The sequence below is a fragment of the Sphingomonas desiccabilis genome, from assembly GCF_004135605.1.
Lineage (GTDB): Bacteria > Pseudomonadota > Alphaproteobacteria > Sphingomonadales > Sphingomonadaceae > Sphingomonas > Sphingomonas desiccabilis.
In genome coordinates this window covers 368,742-382,696 of sequence record NZ_SDPT01000002.1, presented here as the reverse complement: position 1 = coordinate 382,696, position 13,955 = coordinate 368,742, and the positions used below count along the sequence as shown (strand labels likewise).

General features: G+C 68.0%; 17 protein-coding genes. 12 read left to right on the top strand and 5 right to left on the bottom strand.

Features of this window, described 5'->3' with window-relative positions:
• Window positions 1-12: 12 nt before the first annotated feature.
• From EO081_RS09960 to EO081_RS09945, 4 genes are all read left to right on the top strand, one after another.
• Window positions 13-288 (top strand): DUF3572 domain-containing protein, encoded by a 276-nt coding sequence (locus EO081_RS09960; RefSeq protein ID WP_129341803.1) that lies wholly within the window; start codon window positions 13-15, stop codon window positions 286-288.
• Window positions 285-911 carry an HAD family hydrolase gene (locus EO081_RS09955; protein WP_129341802.1) on the top strand — a complete coding sequence of 209 codons (627 nt, stop codon included), beginning with the start codon at window positions 285-287 and terminating at the stop codon, window positions 909-911. Before EO081_RS09960 ends, EO081_RS09955 begins: the two co-directional genes overlap by 4 nt.
• A gap of 32 nt (window positions 912-943) precedes the next feature.
• The gene (locus EO081_RS09950) at window positions 944-1,405 is read left to right on the top strand and encodes a RidA family protein (protein WP_129341801.1); all 462 of its coding nucleotides are present in this window, start codon (window positions 944-946) and stop codon (window positions 1,403-1,405) included.
• A 168-nt stretch (window positions 1,406-1,573) separates the two neighbouring features.
• Window positions 1,574-2,386 carry a TorF family putative porin gene (locus EO081_RS09945; protein ID WP_129341800.1) on the top strand — a complete coding sequence of 271 codons (813 nt, stop codon included), beginning with the start codon at window positions 1,574-1,576 and terminating at the stop codon, window positions 2,384-2,386.
• Window positions 2,387-2,471: 85 nt separating this feature from the next.
• Here EO081_RS09945 and EO081_RS09940 read toward each other — a convergent pair whose 3' ends face one another.
• The 4 genes from EO081_RS09940 to EO081_RS16950 all read right to left on the bottom strand — a co-directional run bounded on the left by EO081_RS09940 (window position 2,472) and on the right by EO081_RS16950 (window position 6,776).
• Complete coding sequence (locus tag EO081_RS09940; protein ID WP_129341799.1) at window positions 2,472-2,879, bottom strand: DUF3035 domain-containing protein; 408 nt, start codon at window positions 2,877-2,879, stop codon at window positions 2,472-2,474.
• On the bottom strand, window positions 2,872-3,387 hold the full coding sequence (lspA, locus tag EO081_RS09935) for a signal peptidase II (RefSeq protein WP_129341798.1): 516 nt from the start codon (window positions 3,385-3,387) through the stop codon (window positions 2,872-2,874). Before lspA ends, EO081_RS09940 begins: the two co-directional genes overlap by 8 nt.
• Window positions 3,387-6,239 carry an isoleucine--tRNA ligase gene (ileS, locus tag EO081_RS09930; RefSeq protein WP_129341797.1) on the bottom strand — a complete coding sequence of 951 codons (2,853 nt, stop codon included), beginning with the start codon at window positions 6,237-6,239 and terminating at the stop codon, window positions 3,387-3,389. Before ileS ends, lspA begins: the two co-directional genes overlap by 1 nt.
• A gap of 72 nt (window positions 6,240-6,311) precedes the next feature.
• Window positions 6,312-6,776: a hypothetical protein gene (locus EO081_RS16950; RefSeq protein WP_206364371.1), complete on the bottom strand. Its 465-nt coding sequence runs from the start codon at window positions 6,774-6,776 to the stop codon at window positions 6,312-6,314.
• A gap of 113 nt (window positions 6,777-6,889) precedes the next feature.
• On the opposite strand from EO081_RS16950, the gene rpiB reads away from it, so the two are divergent.
• From rpiB to EO081_RS09905, 5 genes are all read left to right on the top strand, one after another.
• Entirely contained in the window at window positions 6,890-7,336 is a 447-nt protein-coding gene (rpiB, locus tag EO081_RS09920) for a ribose 5-phosphate isomerase B (protein ID WP_129341796.1), read from the top strand.
• Between the two features lie 96 nt (window positions 7,337-7,432).
• Complete coding sequence (gene glyA, locus EO081_RS09915; RefSeq protein ID WP_129341795.1) at window positions 7,433-8,740, top strand: serine hydroxymethyltransferase; 1,308 nt, start codon at window positions 7,433-7,435, stop codon at window positions 8,738-8,740.
• 2 nt (window positions 8,741-8,742) lie between these two features.
• Window positions 8,743-8,910: a hypothetical protein gene (locus EO081_RS16855; RefSeq protein WP_165284597.1), complete on the top strand. Its 168-nt coding sequence runs from the start codon at window positions 8,743-8,745 to the stop codon at window positions 8,908-8,910.
• Entirely contained in the window at window positions 8,911-9,372 is a 462-nt protein-coding gene (gene nrdR / locus EO081_RS09910) for a transcriptional regulator NrdR (protein WP_129341794.1), read from the top strand. It begins immediately after the preceding gene.
• A gap of 97 nt (window positions 9,373-9,469) precedes the next feature.
• A complete protein-coding gene (locus EO081_RS09905) occupies window positions 9,470-10,513 on the top strand; it encodes a TrmJ/YjtD family RNA methyltransferase (RefSeq protein WP_129341793.1) in 1,044 nt (347 codons plus the stop codon).
• 42 nt (window positions 10,514-10,555) lie between these two features.
• Here EO081_RS09905 and EO081_RS09900 read toward each other — a convergent pair whose 3' ends face one another.
• Window positions 10,556-10,855, bottom strand: a complete 300-nt coding sequence (locus tag EO081_RS09900) for a chorismate mutase (RefSeq protein WP_129341792.1) — start codon at window positions 10,853-10,855, stop codon at window positions 10,556-10,558.
• Between the two features lie 207 nt (window positions 10,856-11,062).
• Here EO081_RS09900 and rpsD point away from each other — a divergent pair, with 207 nt between their 5' ends.
• The 3 genes from rpsD to EO081_RS09885 all read left to right on the top strand — a co-directional run bounded on the left by rpsD (window position 11,063) and on the right by EO081_RS09885 (window position 13,923).
• Window positions 11,063-11,677 carry a 30S ribosomal protein S4 gene (rpsD, locus tag EO081_RS09895; protein ID WP_129341791.1) on the top strand — a complete coding sequence of 205 codons (615 nt, stop codon included), beginning with the start codon at window positions 11,063-11,065 and terminating at the stop codon, window positions 11,675-11,677.
• A gap of 146 nt (window positions 11,678-11,823) precedes the next feature.
• Window positions 11,824-13,476 carry a M28 family peptidase gene (locus EO081_RS09890; RefSeq protein ID WP_129341790.1) on the top strand — a complete coding sequence of 551 codons (1,653 nt, stop codon included), beginning with the start codon at window positions 11,824-11,826 and terminating at the stop codon, window positions 13,474-13,476.
• A 42-nt stretch (window positions 13,477-13,518) separates the two neighbouring features.
• Entirely contained in the window at window positions 13,519-13,923 is a 405-nt protein-coding gene (locus EO081_RS09885) for an NUDIX hydrolase (protein ID WP_129341789.1), read from the top strand.
• Window positions 13,924-13,955 lie beyond the last annotated feature (32 nt).

Below are 13,955 nucleotides of genomic sequence, written 5' to 3'. Positions count from 1 at the left end.
AGGTACTACGGCATGGCGCCCCACGAGACAAACGCCGAAGCGGCGGCGACGCTGTCGCTCGGCGCGCTGAGCTGGGTGCTGGCCGATTCGGAGCGGGCACGCCGCTTCCTGGACGTGACGGGGATCACGCCGGACGTCCTGCGGGCGCGGGCCGATACGCCCGCCTTCCTGGCCGCGGTGATCGGCTATCTCGAGAACCACGAACCCGACCTGATCGCCTGTGCCGAGACGTTGCAGGTGGGGCCTGAGGAACTGACCCGCGCGAGGCGCGTGCTGGAGCGACCATGAAGCCACTGCTGATCTGCGACTGCGACGAAGTGCTGCTCCACATGATGCGTCACTTCCGGGACTGGCTCGACACCGACCACGACATCGACCTGCAACTGGCGGAAGGGAGCTTCGAAAGGGCGATGCGCCACCGCGCCGACGGGGAGCTCGTCACGCGGGAGACGATGTGGTCGCTGATCGACGGCTTCTTCCCTGCCGAGATGGACCGGCAGACGCTGGTGCCGCATGCCGAGGAGGCGCTGGCGGCGCTTGGGCAGCGCGCGGAGATCGTGATCCTCACCAACCTGCGCGATCATTGCCGGGAGTCGCGGATCGCCCAGCTTTCGACGCACGGGATCGTCCACCGCGTCGAGTGCAACCAGGGGCCCAAGGGCGAGCCGGTGGCGCGGCTGGTGGCGGAGCACGGCGGCCCGGTCACCGTCTTCGTCGACGACCTGGCGACGCACCATGATTCGGTCGCGCAGCATGCCCCGGGCGTCCACCGCCTGCACATGGTGTCCGAGCCTGACCTTGCGCCGCATGTTCCGCCTGCCCCGGCAGCGCACGCCCGGATCGACGACTGGCGCGAGGCCGCGACGTGGATCGCGGCACGCTTCGACGCGGGGCGGCCGGCGGAGGCTTGACCGCCGCCCGGCCCCGCGGGATGACCCGCGCCATGGCAACCGACATCCACGCGAAGCTGGCCGAACTCGGCCTCACCCTCCCCGAAGCGGCCGCGCCGGTCGCCGCCTATGTCCCCGCGGTCGAAACCGGCGGGCTGCTCCACATCTCGGGGCAGCTGCCGTTCCAGGACGGCGCCCTGATGACCGGTCGGCTCGGCGAGGACCGGGACCTGGACTATGGCGTCGAAGCGGCGCGGCGCTGCGCCCTGATGCTGCTGGCGCAGGCCGAGAAGGCGCTGGGCGGCCTCGATCGCGTCTCGCGGGTGGTGAAGCTGGGCGTGTTCGTGAACAGCGCCGGCAGCTTCACGGACCAGCCGAAGGTCGCCAACGGCGCCTCCGAACTGATGGTCGCGGTGTTCGGTGAGGCGGGCAAGCACGCTCGAAGCGCCGTCGGCGTCCCGGTGCTGCCGCTGGGTGCCGTCGTGGAAGTCGACGCGATCCTGGAAGCGCGCTGACACGACGCTGTTGCTGCGACGCAACATTCCACTCCAAAACGTCACCGCTTCGAAACAACCATTGTGTCCGCACCCGCTGATCGGCACCTTCGTGTCGCGTCACAGGGGGTGCGGACGACACCCCAGGGCGCAAGCAGGAGGAGAACCATCACCTCAAAGGGGGTCACGATGCGCTTCTCCAAGATACTTCTTTCGATCTTCGCCGCCGTCGGCAGCGTGGCGCCTGCCTGGGCGCAGGACACCGACCCTCCCCAGCCGATCACGGTCAGCGGCAGCGCCAGCGTCGCATCCGACTATCGTTTCCGCGGTGTCTCGCAGAGCGACAAGGAAGTCGCGCTGCAGGGCGGCATCACCATCGCCCATGAAAGCGGGTTCTACGTCGCCACCTGGGGCTCCAACCTCGCGGGCTGGGGTACCTTCGGGGGGGCCAACATCGAGCTGGACCTGGTCGCAGGCTACAAAGGACAGGCCGGCAACGCGGCCTATGACGTCGGGGTCACCTGGTACACCTATCCCGGCGGCGCGGACGAGACCGACGTGGTCGAGCTCTACGGCAAGGTTTCCGGCACCGCCGGGCCCGCGAACCTGACGGCGGGCGTCTTCTACGCACCCAAGCAGACTTCGCTCGGCAACTTCATGGCGCATCCCGACGGCGACCGGGAGGACAACCTCTACCTGTCCGGCGACGGGACCGTCGGCATCCCCGACACGCCGCTGACGGCCAAGGCGCACATCGGCTATTCCAACGGGAACCCGGGGCTCGGCCCGAACGGCACCAGCCTGTCGCCGACCGGCGAATATTTCGACTGGCTGCTGGGGGTGGACGCCACCTGGAACCAACTGACGCTGGGGGTGGCCTATGTCGACACCGACATCACCCGCCGCGAGTCGGCCTATCTGGGCTCCGGCTTCTCCAAGACGAAGAACGGCAGCCCGATCGCGGCGAGCACGGTCGTGGTCTCCCTGACCGCCGCCTTCTGAACCTCGCCGGCGCGCACCAGCGCTCCAACAAAGAAGGGCCGCGACTCGCGTCGCGGCCCTTGCTCTTTCCAGCGGAACGACGGGATCAGGGTGTCGTGCGCGCTGCCTCGCCGTCGCCTTCCGGTGCCGCGACGATGTCCTGCGTCGTCGAGCCCTTGTCCACCACGGCGGTGTTCGGATCGGCCAGGCCGGAGCGGATGCCGGCATCGGCCGCGTCGTTGCCGCCGGCCTGGGTCAGCGCCGCGCGCTCGCTCGCGCTCCGCTGCGCCTGACCGCCGAACATCGCCTGCAGCGCCTGGGTCGAGGCACCGACTTCCTGCGGACGCGGCGCGCCCGGCTGCGGCGGCACCAGCGCATAGTCGGGCGGGATCACCAGCGGCGCCTGGCGCGCCACCGCAAACTCGTCCGGACGGGCGCGGTTGAGCCCCGACGAGCCGCAGCCCGCGAGAGCAAGGGCGAGCGCGACGCTCGCGGCGGCATGAAGTTTACGCATTTACCTTCTCCCCAGCGGGCGTTTCGGCGGGCTTGTCGCGCACCAGCACCGCGCGGACAAGCAGGATCAGCACGCCGATGGTGATGGCGGCATCGGCGACGTTGAAGATCAGGAACGGGCGCCACGTCCCGAAATGCAGGTCGAGGAAATCGACGACATAGCCGAAGCGCACCCGGTCAAGGATGTTGCCGAGTGCGCCGCCCAGCACCATGGCCAGCGCGAACAGGTCCGGCCGGCTCTTTTCGCGCAGCATCCACCAGGCGACGCCGGAGGCGATCGCGGCGGTGAGCAGCACCAGCAGCCAGCGCATCACGCTGCTGTCCGCCGGAAGCAGCCCCAGCGACACGCCGACGTTGGGGACGAAGCGCAGGTCGAAGATCGGCAGCAGGATACGTTCGTCGCCCGGCCGGGACACCCCCAGAGGACCGGTGACGACGAACTTCACCGCCTGGTCGACGATGAAGATCAGCCCTGCGAGCAGGAAGCCGTGAAGGCGGGTGCGTTGCATCAGGATACTACCTCGGTACAGCGGTGGCACAGCGCATCGTCCACTGCAACTTCCGGCAGGTGGCGCCAGCAGCGACCGCATTTGTGGCGGTGGGTGCGGACCACGCCCACACCGTCATCGTCACCCTCCCCCTTCGCCACTGAAGCGACGATGAACGCCTCGGCGAGCGCGTCCTCGGGAAGCGGCAGCTCGGGAACCGTGACTTCGGCCTCCAGGCTGGATCGCACGATCTTCTCGCGCCGCAGCGGCTCGATCGCCTCGGTCACCCGCTCGCGCAGGCGGCGGACGTCGTCCCAGTTGGTCGAGACCGCGTCGTCGGCGGGCAGCGCCGGCAGCTCAGGCCATTCGAGCAGGTGGACGGAGCCGTCCTCGCTCGGGAAGCGCGCCTGCCACACTTCCTCGGCCGTGAAGGCGAGGATTGGCGCGGCGTAGCGGACCAGCGCGTGGAACAGCAGGTCGAGCACGGTGCGATAGGCGCGGCGCTTGGGATCGTCCGCAGCGTCGCAGTAGAGCGAATCCTTGCGGATATCGAAGAAGAACGCCGACAGATCCTCGTTGGCGAAATCGGTCAGTGCGCGCGCGTAGCGGTTGAACTCATAGGCTTCGGCGGCGGCGCGCAGTTCGACGTCGAGCTTGCCGAGCAGGTGGAGCACATAGCGTTCCAGCTCGGGCATGTCGGCGACCGCGACTCGCTCTTCGTCGGTGAAGCCGTCGAGCGCGCCCAGCAGATAGCGGAAGGTGTTGCGCAGCTTACGATAGGTGTCGCCGGTGCCGGCCAGCACTTCCTTGCCGATGCGCACGTCCTCGAAATAGTCGGTCTGCGCGATCCACAGGCGCAGGATGTCGGCGCCCGACTCGCCGATCACCTTGAGCGGATCGACGACGTTGCCCAGGCTCTTGGACATCTTGCGCCCATTGCCGTCGAGCGCGAAGCCGTGGGTCAGCACCGCATCATAGGGCGCGCGGCCACGGGTGCCGCAGCTTTCGAGCAGCGACGACTGGAACCAGCCGCGATGCTGGTCCGAACCCTCGAGATAGAGGTTCGCGCGGGTGCCGGCGCCGTAGCGCGCCTCGACCACGAATGCGTGGGTCGAGCCCGAGTCGAACCAGACGTCGAGGATATCGGTAACGACCTCATAGTCGTCGAGCGCATAGTCCGGGCCGAGCAGCGCCTGGTGATCTGCCTGGAACCAGGCATCGGCGCCCCCTGCACGGAAGGCGTCGAGGATGCGCGCGTTCACCGCCGGGTCGCGCAGATAGGCGCCGGTCTGGCGGTGGACGTAGAGTGCGATCGGCACGCCCCAAGCGCGCTGGCGGCTGATGACCCAGTCCGGACGGCCCGAGACCATCGAAGCGATGCGGTTGCGGCCCTTTTCCGGCACGAAGCGGGTGTGCTCGATCGCGTCGAGCGCCAGTTCGCGCAGGGTGGCACCGTTGCCGGCAGCCGTTTCGGCGCCGTGCTCGACCGTCTCCGTGCCGGCGGCATCCATCGGAATGAACCACTGCGGCGTCGCGCGAAAGATCACCTTGGCCTTGGAGCGCCACGAGTGCGGATAGCTGTGGCGGAAGTCGTCCGACGCGGCGAGCAATGCGCCTGCCTCGCGCAGGTCGCGGCAGATCGGGCCTTCCTCAAGCTTGCCGCCATTGCCGGAGGCCGTGAACTTGGGGTTGATGACGCTGCCCTGGCCGCCGAGCCACGCCCAGTCCTCCCGATACTTGCCGTCGCCGGTGACGGCGAACACGGGGTCGATGCCGTATACCTTGCACAGCGCGAAATCGTCCTCGCCATGGTCTGGCGCCATGTGGACGAGGCCGGTGCCCGCATCGGTGGTGACGAAGTCGCCCGGCAGCATCGGCCGAGGCTTGGCAAAGAAGCCGCCGAGCGCGTGCATCGGATGGCGGACGACGGCATCGGCGAGTTGGGAGCCTTTGAAGGTCCAGTGCGGCTTATCGTCGAGGTCTTCATTGCGCAGGCCGGTACGACGTTCGAAGTCGTCTTTCAGCGCCGTTGCGATGAGCACTAGAATGGTGCGCTCCTCGCCAGCCATCCAGTATGCGCCGTACTCAATCTCCGGCCCGTACGCCAAAGCCTGGTTGACCGGAATCGTCCACGGCGTGGTCGTCCAGATCACCGCATGCGCGCCGACCAGCTCCGGCGCGTTGGGCGCTTCGACGATCTCGAACGCGACGTCGATCTGGGTCGAGACGATGTCCTCATACTCGACCTCGGCCTCGGCGAGCGCGGTCTTTTCGACCGGGCTCCACATCACCGGCTTCGCGCCGCGATAGAGCTGGCCCGACTCGGCGAACTTGAGCAGTTCGCCCGCAATCGTCGCCTCGGCCTCGAACTTCATGGTAAGGTAGGGGTCTTCCCAATCGCCGAGCACGCCCAGCCGCTGGAACTGGCCCTTCTGCACGTCGACCCAGTGGGCGGCATAGGCGCGGCATTCGGCGCGGAACTCGGCCGGCGGCACCTCGTCCTTCGACCGCTTCTTGGCGCGATACTGTTCCTCGATCTTCCATTCGATCGGGAGACCATGGCAGTCCCAGCCCGGCACATAGGGCGCATCCTTGCCCATCAGCGTCTGCGACCGGACGATGATGTCCTTCAGGACCTTGTTCATCGCATGGCCCATGTGGATGTCGCCGTTGGCGTAGGGTGGGCCGTCGTGGAGGATGAACCGCTCGCGCCCGGCGCGTTCCTTGCGGAGGCGGTCGTACAACCCGATGCGCGCCCAGCGCTCGAGAATCGCCGGCTCCTTGGCGGCAAGCCCCGCCTTCATCGGGAAGTCGGTCTTCGGCAGGAAGACGGTGTCGCGCCAGTCGCGCTTCGCGTTCGGTTCGTCGGTCATGGAACCGCGCCGATTAGAGGATGCGGGGCCGGGGGTGAAGCGCGAAGTGGTGGACGGTGGCCGAGAGCGGCGTCAGTCGCGGCAATAGCCCTCGCCGGGCTTCACCGTCAGGCAGTCCTTCTTGTCGGCCAGCCACTTCAGTCCGGTCGCTTCGCCGTCCGTGGCGCGCAGCGTCTGCGGCCCGTCCGGCCGGGTGAAGCGGATCGTGTCACCGGCCGCCACCCCCTGGAACACACCCTTGTCGTCCAGCGAATATTGCATCTCCAGCGTGTAGTGGCCGGGGCCCGCCTGCCGGTCGGCGGAGATCACCAGGTTCAGCCCCTCGACGCCGCGCCACCGCCCGATCCAGGCGTCCGTCGCCGCGACATCAACCGCCGTCGCGGTCGGGGCCGGCTTGGGGGTAGGCGTGGAAGTCGGCGTTTCGGCCGGCGCTTCCTGCGGCGCGGCATGGCCGCTGTTGTGCACCGCGCGTTCGACGGCTTCCCCTTCGGCGCGGCGTTCCGCGCGCTGTTCGCATCCGGCCAGTAACACCAGCATCGACAAGCAGATCGTTCGGCGCATCGCGTTCCTCCCGCGTTGGGCGGCCTGTCTAGCCTTCACGCGGCCGCACGGCTAGGCAGCAGCGATCACCGATCTTCAAGGCCTGTCCCATGACGTACCGCATCGCCCTCGCCTCCGATCATGCCGCCGTGGCGTTGAAGGCGTCCCTCGTCGCCTGGCTGCGCGATGCGGGCCATGCGGTCCTCGACCTGGGACCAGAGGGCGAGGCCAGCGTCGATTACCCGGACTATGGCTATGCGCTGGCGCACCGGGTGAGCGGCGGGGAAGCGGACTTCGGCATCGCACTGTGCGGATCCGGCATCGGCATCTCGATCGCGGTCAACCGGCACGCGGGCTGCCGCTGTGCGCTGGTGAACGAGCCGCTGTCGGCACGCCTGGCGCGCGAGCACAACGACGCCAACGTACTGGCGATGGGTGCACGGCTGGTCGGCATCGAGATGGCCAAGGCGTGCATCGAGGCGTTCCTGGCCACGCCCTTCGGCGGCGAGCGCCACCAGCGCCGCATCGACAAGCTGAGCAGCCCCACACTGGGGTGACGCGCACCTATTTGGGGCAACAACGGGTAGCCTTCGCGCGCGCGGCATCCTAAAGGCTCGCGCGACCGGCCAGCCCGAGCCCCAGGAGGCGCATTCATGAGCAGCAATCCGCAGACCCATCAGGTCCAGCCCGACGGTTTCTTTTCCCGCAGCCTGGCCGATGCCGACCCGGCCGTGTTCGCCGGCGTCGAGCATGAGCTGACGCGCGAGCAGACCCAGATCGAGCTGATCGCCAGCGAGAACATTGTCTCCAAGGCGGTGCTCGAGGCGCAGGGTTCGGTGTTCACCAACAAGTACGCCGAGGGCTATCCGGGCAAGCGCTACTACCAGGGCTGCGCCCCCTCCGACGAGGTCGAGACGCTGGCGATCGAGCGCGCCAAGCAGATCTTCGGTTGCGGCTTCGCCAACGTCCAGCCGCACTCGGGCGCGCAGGCGAACGGCGCCGTCATGCTGGCGCTGACCAAGCCCGGCGACACCATCCTGGGCATGAGCCTGGATGCCGGCGGCCACCTGACCCACGGCGCCAAGGCGGCGATGTCGGGCAAGTGGTTCAATGCCGTGCAGTACGGCGTGCGCCAGGAAGACCATCTCATCGACTATGACCAGGTCGAGCGGCTCGCCAAGGAGCACAAGCCGACGCTGATCATCGCCGGCGGCTCCGCCTATCCGCGCCACATCGACTTCGCCCGCTTCCGCGCGATCGCGGACGAGGTGGGCGCGAAGTTCATGGTCGACATGGCGCACTTCGCCGGCATCGTTGCCGCCGGGCTGCACCCGACGCCGTTCGGCCACGCCCATGTCGTCACCACCACCACCCACAAGACGCTGCGTGGCCCGCGCGGCGGCATGGTGATGACCGATGACGAGGCGATCGCGAAAAAGATCAACTCGGCGGTGTTCCCGGGCCTGCAGGGCGGGCCGCTGATGCACGTCATCGCCGCCAAGGCGGTGGCGTTCGGCGAGGCGCTGCGCCCCGAGTACAAGAGCTACATCGCCGCAGTGGTGGAGAACGCAAAGGTGCTCGCCGCGACCCTGAAGGAGCGCGGCAGCGATGTGGTGTCGGGCGGCACCGACACGCACCTCGCGCTGATCGACCTGACCCCGCTGGGCGTCACCGGCCGCGATGCGGACGAGGCGCTGGAGCGTTCGGGCATCACCTGCAACAAGAACGGCATCCCGTTCGATCCGCTGCCGCCGGTCAAGACCAGCGGCATCCGCGTCGGATCGCCGGCGGGCACCACCCGCGGCTTCGGCACCGCCGAGTTCCGCGAGATCGGCAACATGGTCGCCGACGTGCTCGACGGCCTGGCGGCCAAGGGCGAGGCGGGCGACGCGCAGGTCGAGGCGGGGGTCCGCGAGCGGGTTCGCGCGTTGTGTGCTCGGTTCCCCATCTACGGAGGCTGATCATGACCGACTATTCGACCGACGCGCAGAAGAAGGCGCTCGGCAAGAGCATGGCGAAGTGGGGCGCGCTTGGCGCCGTGGTCGCAATCCCCCTGCCCTTCATCGGCCCGGTGATCGGCGCCGCTGCGGGCGCCGGCTACGCCTATCTCAAGGGCAAGAAGCGGATCTGAATGCGCTGCCCCTTCTGCGGAAATGATGCGAGCCAGGTAAAGGACAGCCGCCCCACCGAAGATGGGGCGGCGATCCGGCGGCGGCGCCAGTGCGAGGCCTGTGCCGCGCGCTTCACCACCTTCGAACGCATCCAGCTGCGCGAGCTGTGGGTGCTGAAGAGCGAAAGCCGGCGCGAACCCTTCGATCGCGAGAAGCTGCTCCGCTCGGTCGCCATCGCGACCCGCAAGCGTCCGGTCGAGCAGGCGCAGATCGAGCGGCTGGTGTCCGGCATCCAGCGCCAGCTGGAGACCACCGGCGACGGCGAAGTGCCCGCCCAGCGCATCGGCGAGATGGTGATGGACGCGCTCAAGGGCCTCGACTCGGTCGCGTACATTCGCTTCGCCAGCGTCTACAAGGACTTCCGCGAAGCGCGCGATTTCGAGGAGTTCGCGGGGAATGTCGCGGAGGTGGGGCGGGAGTAGCGGGGAAGCGCTCCTCGCTCCTATCCGTTCGGTTCGAGCGCATCGAGCTTGTCGAGATGCACAGTCGAGAACCCCGCCTCCACCAAGGACGCCGTCGATGTTTCACGTCTACATCCTGCGCTGCGCCGACGGCACATATTACACCGGCCACACCGACAATCTGGAGGCGCGGCTCGCCCAGCATCAGGCGGGCACCTTCCCAGGCTACACCCACGATCGGGGTCCGGTCGAACTGATGTGGAGCGAGAGCTTCCCGACGCGGTTGGAGGCACTCGACCGCGAGCAACAGATCAAGGATCGGTCGCGCAAGAAGAAGGAGGCGCTGTTCCGGGCCGACTGGAACGGCGTGTCCGCGGCAGCCGGTTCTCGACAGCGCGTCTCGACTGCGCTCGACGCTCGCTCGAACCAAACGGAGAACTCTACTGTGTCCCCACCCCCCGTCATCGTGCTGGTCCGCCCGCAGCTGGGCGAGAACATCGGCAAGGCCGCGCGGGCGATGCTCAACTTCGGGCTGGTGGAGATGCGGCTGGTGTCGCCGCGCGACGGCTGGCCGAATCCGCAGGCGGGGCCGGCGGCGAGCGGCGCCGACGTGGTGCTGGAACAGGCGCAGGTGTTCGACAGTGTCGCCGAGGCGGTGGCCGACTGCAGCCACGTCTTTGCGACCACGGTGCGCAAGCGTGGCGTCACCAAGCCGGTCGTCACGCCGGAAGAGGCCGCGCGCACGATCCGCAGCGATGCCGGCCGCGCCGCGATCCTGTTCGGGCCGGAGCGCTCAGGACTGGAGACCGACGACGTGGCGCTCGCGCGCACCATCGTCACCGTGCCGATCAACCCGGAATTCGGCTCGCTGAACCTCGCCCAGGCGGTGATCCTGGTCGCGTACGAATGGTCCAAGGGCGCCGACCTCGCCAGCCCGCCCGAGACCGAACTCGATCCCCCGGCTCCGCAGGAGGAACTGGAAGGTATGATCGTCCAACTCGACCAGATGCTGGAGGCCGGCGGCTATTTCTTCCCGCCCGATCGGGCGCCCGCCACGCGCCGGACACTGCGCACGCTGCTGACCAAGCCGGGCTGGAATTCGCAGGAAGTGCGGACGCTGCGCGGCGTGCTGTCGACGCTCGCACGGCCCAGGCAGCGATAGAGCGGCACTCCCTTCGTCATGCTGACGAAGGGAACGAAAAGACTACCGCCGGTCGAACGCCGCCAGTTCATAGGCGATCGAGGCTTCGACCAGCTGCTCCCACAGCGCGCCGACCACCTCCTCGGGCACGCCCAGCCGTGTCGCCTCGGCACGCGCGTTGGCGATGACCTCGGCCTTGCGTGCTTCGTCGCGGACATGGCCCCGCTCCGGCTTGATGCGGGCGGCGGCGTCCATATAGGCGAAGCGGCGGGCGAGCAGCGCCACCAGCTCGCGGTCGAGCTGGTCGACGCCGGCGCGGACTTCGCCCATGGTGGTGCAATCGGGACCGGATAGGATCGTCATGCCGCGTGCCTAGGCGGGTGCCCCCCGGCCTGTCCAGCTTGACTCATGCCCCCTGCTGCGGCTAGGCGCGCGCCTTCGCAATCGGCTCCGCACCCCGGTGAAGCGGCAGCCCTGCCGGTCGTTCTTCGATCCCAGCAGCGCGAAAGACCGGGAATCGCGATCCGCCCCCGGGCGGGTCACCGTTGTTGCAGTTGCAAGGAATATTAAATGTCGAAGCGCCACAGCGCCAAGTACAAGCTCGACCGTCGTCTCGGCGAGAACATCTGGGGTCGCCCCAAGAGCCCGGTCAACAAGCGCGAGTACGGCCCCGGCCAGCACGGCCAGCGCCGCAAGGGCAAGATGTCGGACTTCGGCATCCAGCTGCGCGCCAAGCAGAAGCTCAAGGGCTACTACGGCGACGTCACCGAGAAGCAGTTCAAGCGCACCTATGAAGAAGCGTCGCGCATGAAGGGCGACACCGGTCAGAACCTGATCGGCCTGCTCGAGCAGCGCCTGGACATGATCGTCTATCGCGCGAAGTTCACGCCGACGATCTGGGCCGCCCGGCAGCTGGTGAGCCACGGCCACGTTCGCGTCAACGGCGTGAAGTGCAACATCGCGTCGCGTCGCGTCCGTCCGGGCGACGAAATCACGCTGGGCAGCAAGGCGCAGGAGATGGCGCTGGTGCTCGAGGCGCAGAGCCTGGCTGAGCGTGACATCCCCGACTATGTCGCACCCGACGGTGCCGCCAAAGTGACCTTCACCCGCGTGCCGACCCTCGACGAGGTGCCGTATCCGGTGAAGATGGAACCGAACCTGGTCGTCGAGTTCTACTCGCGCTGATCGGTTCCCGCGGCATCGGCCGCGAGCCACCAGACAAAGAGGGCGGTCCCGCGGGGCCGCCCTTTTTCGTTGCGCGTACCGGCATTTGCACCACCGCGATCGGCTGTGCCACAAGAGCCCGACGCTCGCCCCCCTTCGGAGATTTCATGCGCGCATTCCTGCTCGCTGCGGCGCTGCCGCTGGCTGCCTGCCCCGCCACCGTCTTCGCCGGCCAGGCGGCGCCCGCCACGCCGATCTCGGCCGAGACGCTCAGGACCGTCACCAAGACGCTGTCGTCGGACGCGTTCGAGGGCCGCGCACCCGGCACCACGGGCGAGGAGAAGACCCTCTCCTATCTGGTGGAGCGGTTCCAGGCGGCAGGGCTCAAGCCCGGCAACAAGGGCAGCTGGTTCCAGGTGGTGCCGCTGGTCGAGATCACCGCGCGCAACGTCTCTGCGCTGACCTTCACGGGCGCCGGACAGCCGATCGCACTCGGCTATGGTCCGGAAATGGTGGTGGCGACCTATCAGGTGATCCCGCGCATCGACCTGAAGAACAGCGACGTGGTCTTTGTCGGCTATGGCATCAACGCGCCCGAAAAGGGCTGGAATGACTATGCCGGCGTGGACGTGAAGGGAAAGACGGTGGTGATCCTGGTCAACGACCCGGATTACGGATCCGCCGGCCTCACCGGCCCGTTCAACGGAAAGGCGATGACCTATTATGGCCGCTGGACCTACAAGTACGAGGAGGCCGCCCGTCAGGGTGCCGCCGCAGCGATCATCGTCCACGACACCGTGCCGGCCGCCTATGGCTGGAACGTCGTCCAGTCGAGCTGGACGGGCCCGCAGCAGGTGGCGGATGCTTCTAATGGCCATAGGGACCAGTCGCAGGCGATCGGCTGGATGCAACTCGATGCCGCCCGCCGGTTGTTCGCCGGTGCTGGCCAGAACCTCGACACGCTGATGTCCGCCGCCAAGCGCAAGGGCTTCAAGGCGGTGCCGCTGAAGGGCGTGCAGGCGTCGCTCAGCTTCGACAATCAGGTCCGCCGCCATGCGTCGAAGAACGTGATCGGCATCCTGCCGGGTACCGAGCGTGCCGACGAAGTGGTGCTCTATACCGGCCATTGGGATCACCTCGGCCGCTGCGAAGCGGCGCCGGATGGCGACGACATCTGCAACGGGGCGGTCGACAACGCGAACGGCGTCGCGGCGCTGGTCGCGCTGGCCGAAGCCAATGCCAAGGCGGGGGCGACGCCGCGGTCGCAGGTGTTCCTCGCGGTCACCGGCGAGGAATCCGGCCTGCTCGGCTCCGCCTTTTACGGGGCCAACCCGGTCTACCCGCTCGCGAAGACCGTAGGCGGCGTCAACATCGACGCCATGTCCATGGCGGGCCCTGCGCGAAACATCGTAGTGGTCGGCAAGGGCAAGTCGGAGCTGGACGCCTATCTGAACCGCGCGCTGGCGGCTCAGGGCCGGGTAGCCACGGCCGAGCCGACCCCGCAGAACGGCTACTATTACCGCTCGGACCATTTCAGCCTCGCCAAGCATGGCGTGCCGATGCTCTATGCGGAAGCGGGCGAAGACCTGGTGAAGGGCGGCACCGCCGCCGGAAAGGCCGCCGCCGAGGACTATACCGAACACCGCTACCACGGTCCCAAGGACGAATATGATCCCACGTGGAACTGGGACGGCGTCGTCCAGGACGTGACGCTCTACTATCAGGTGGGTCGCGAGCTTGCGACGACCGCGGCCTGGCCGAACTGGGTGGCGGGCGACGAGTTTCGCGCCATCCGCGACCGCAGCCGCGCCGGCAACTGAGGGAGGGCACGGGTGCCTGATACGCCCGTGCCGGTTTGAACGATGTTCACCGAGCCCCGCGTCGGCTGTGGCGCCGCCATCATCGTGGACGATCGCATTCTGCTTGTCCGGCGCAAGCGCCCCCCGGAGATCGGCCATTGGGGCCTGCCGGGCGGCAAGATCGATCTGTTCGAAACCGCCGCCGCCGCGACCGAGCGCGAAGTGATGGAGGAGACCGGAATCGCGATCACCGCCGACCGGCTGCTGTGCTTCGTCGACCATATCGACCGCGCGGCAGGCACACATTGGACAGCACCCGTGTTCCTGGTGCACGCATTCACCGGATCGCCGGTCAACCGCGAGCCCGAGAAGCACGACGAGGTGGCATGGTTCGCGCTCGACGCCCTGCCAGACCAGTTGACCATTTCCACGCGGATCGCGGTGGCGGCATGGCGGCAACACGACTAGCGGCCTTCCCGGTATTCGCATCGACCGCTAAG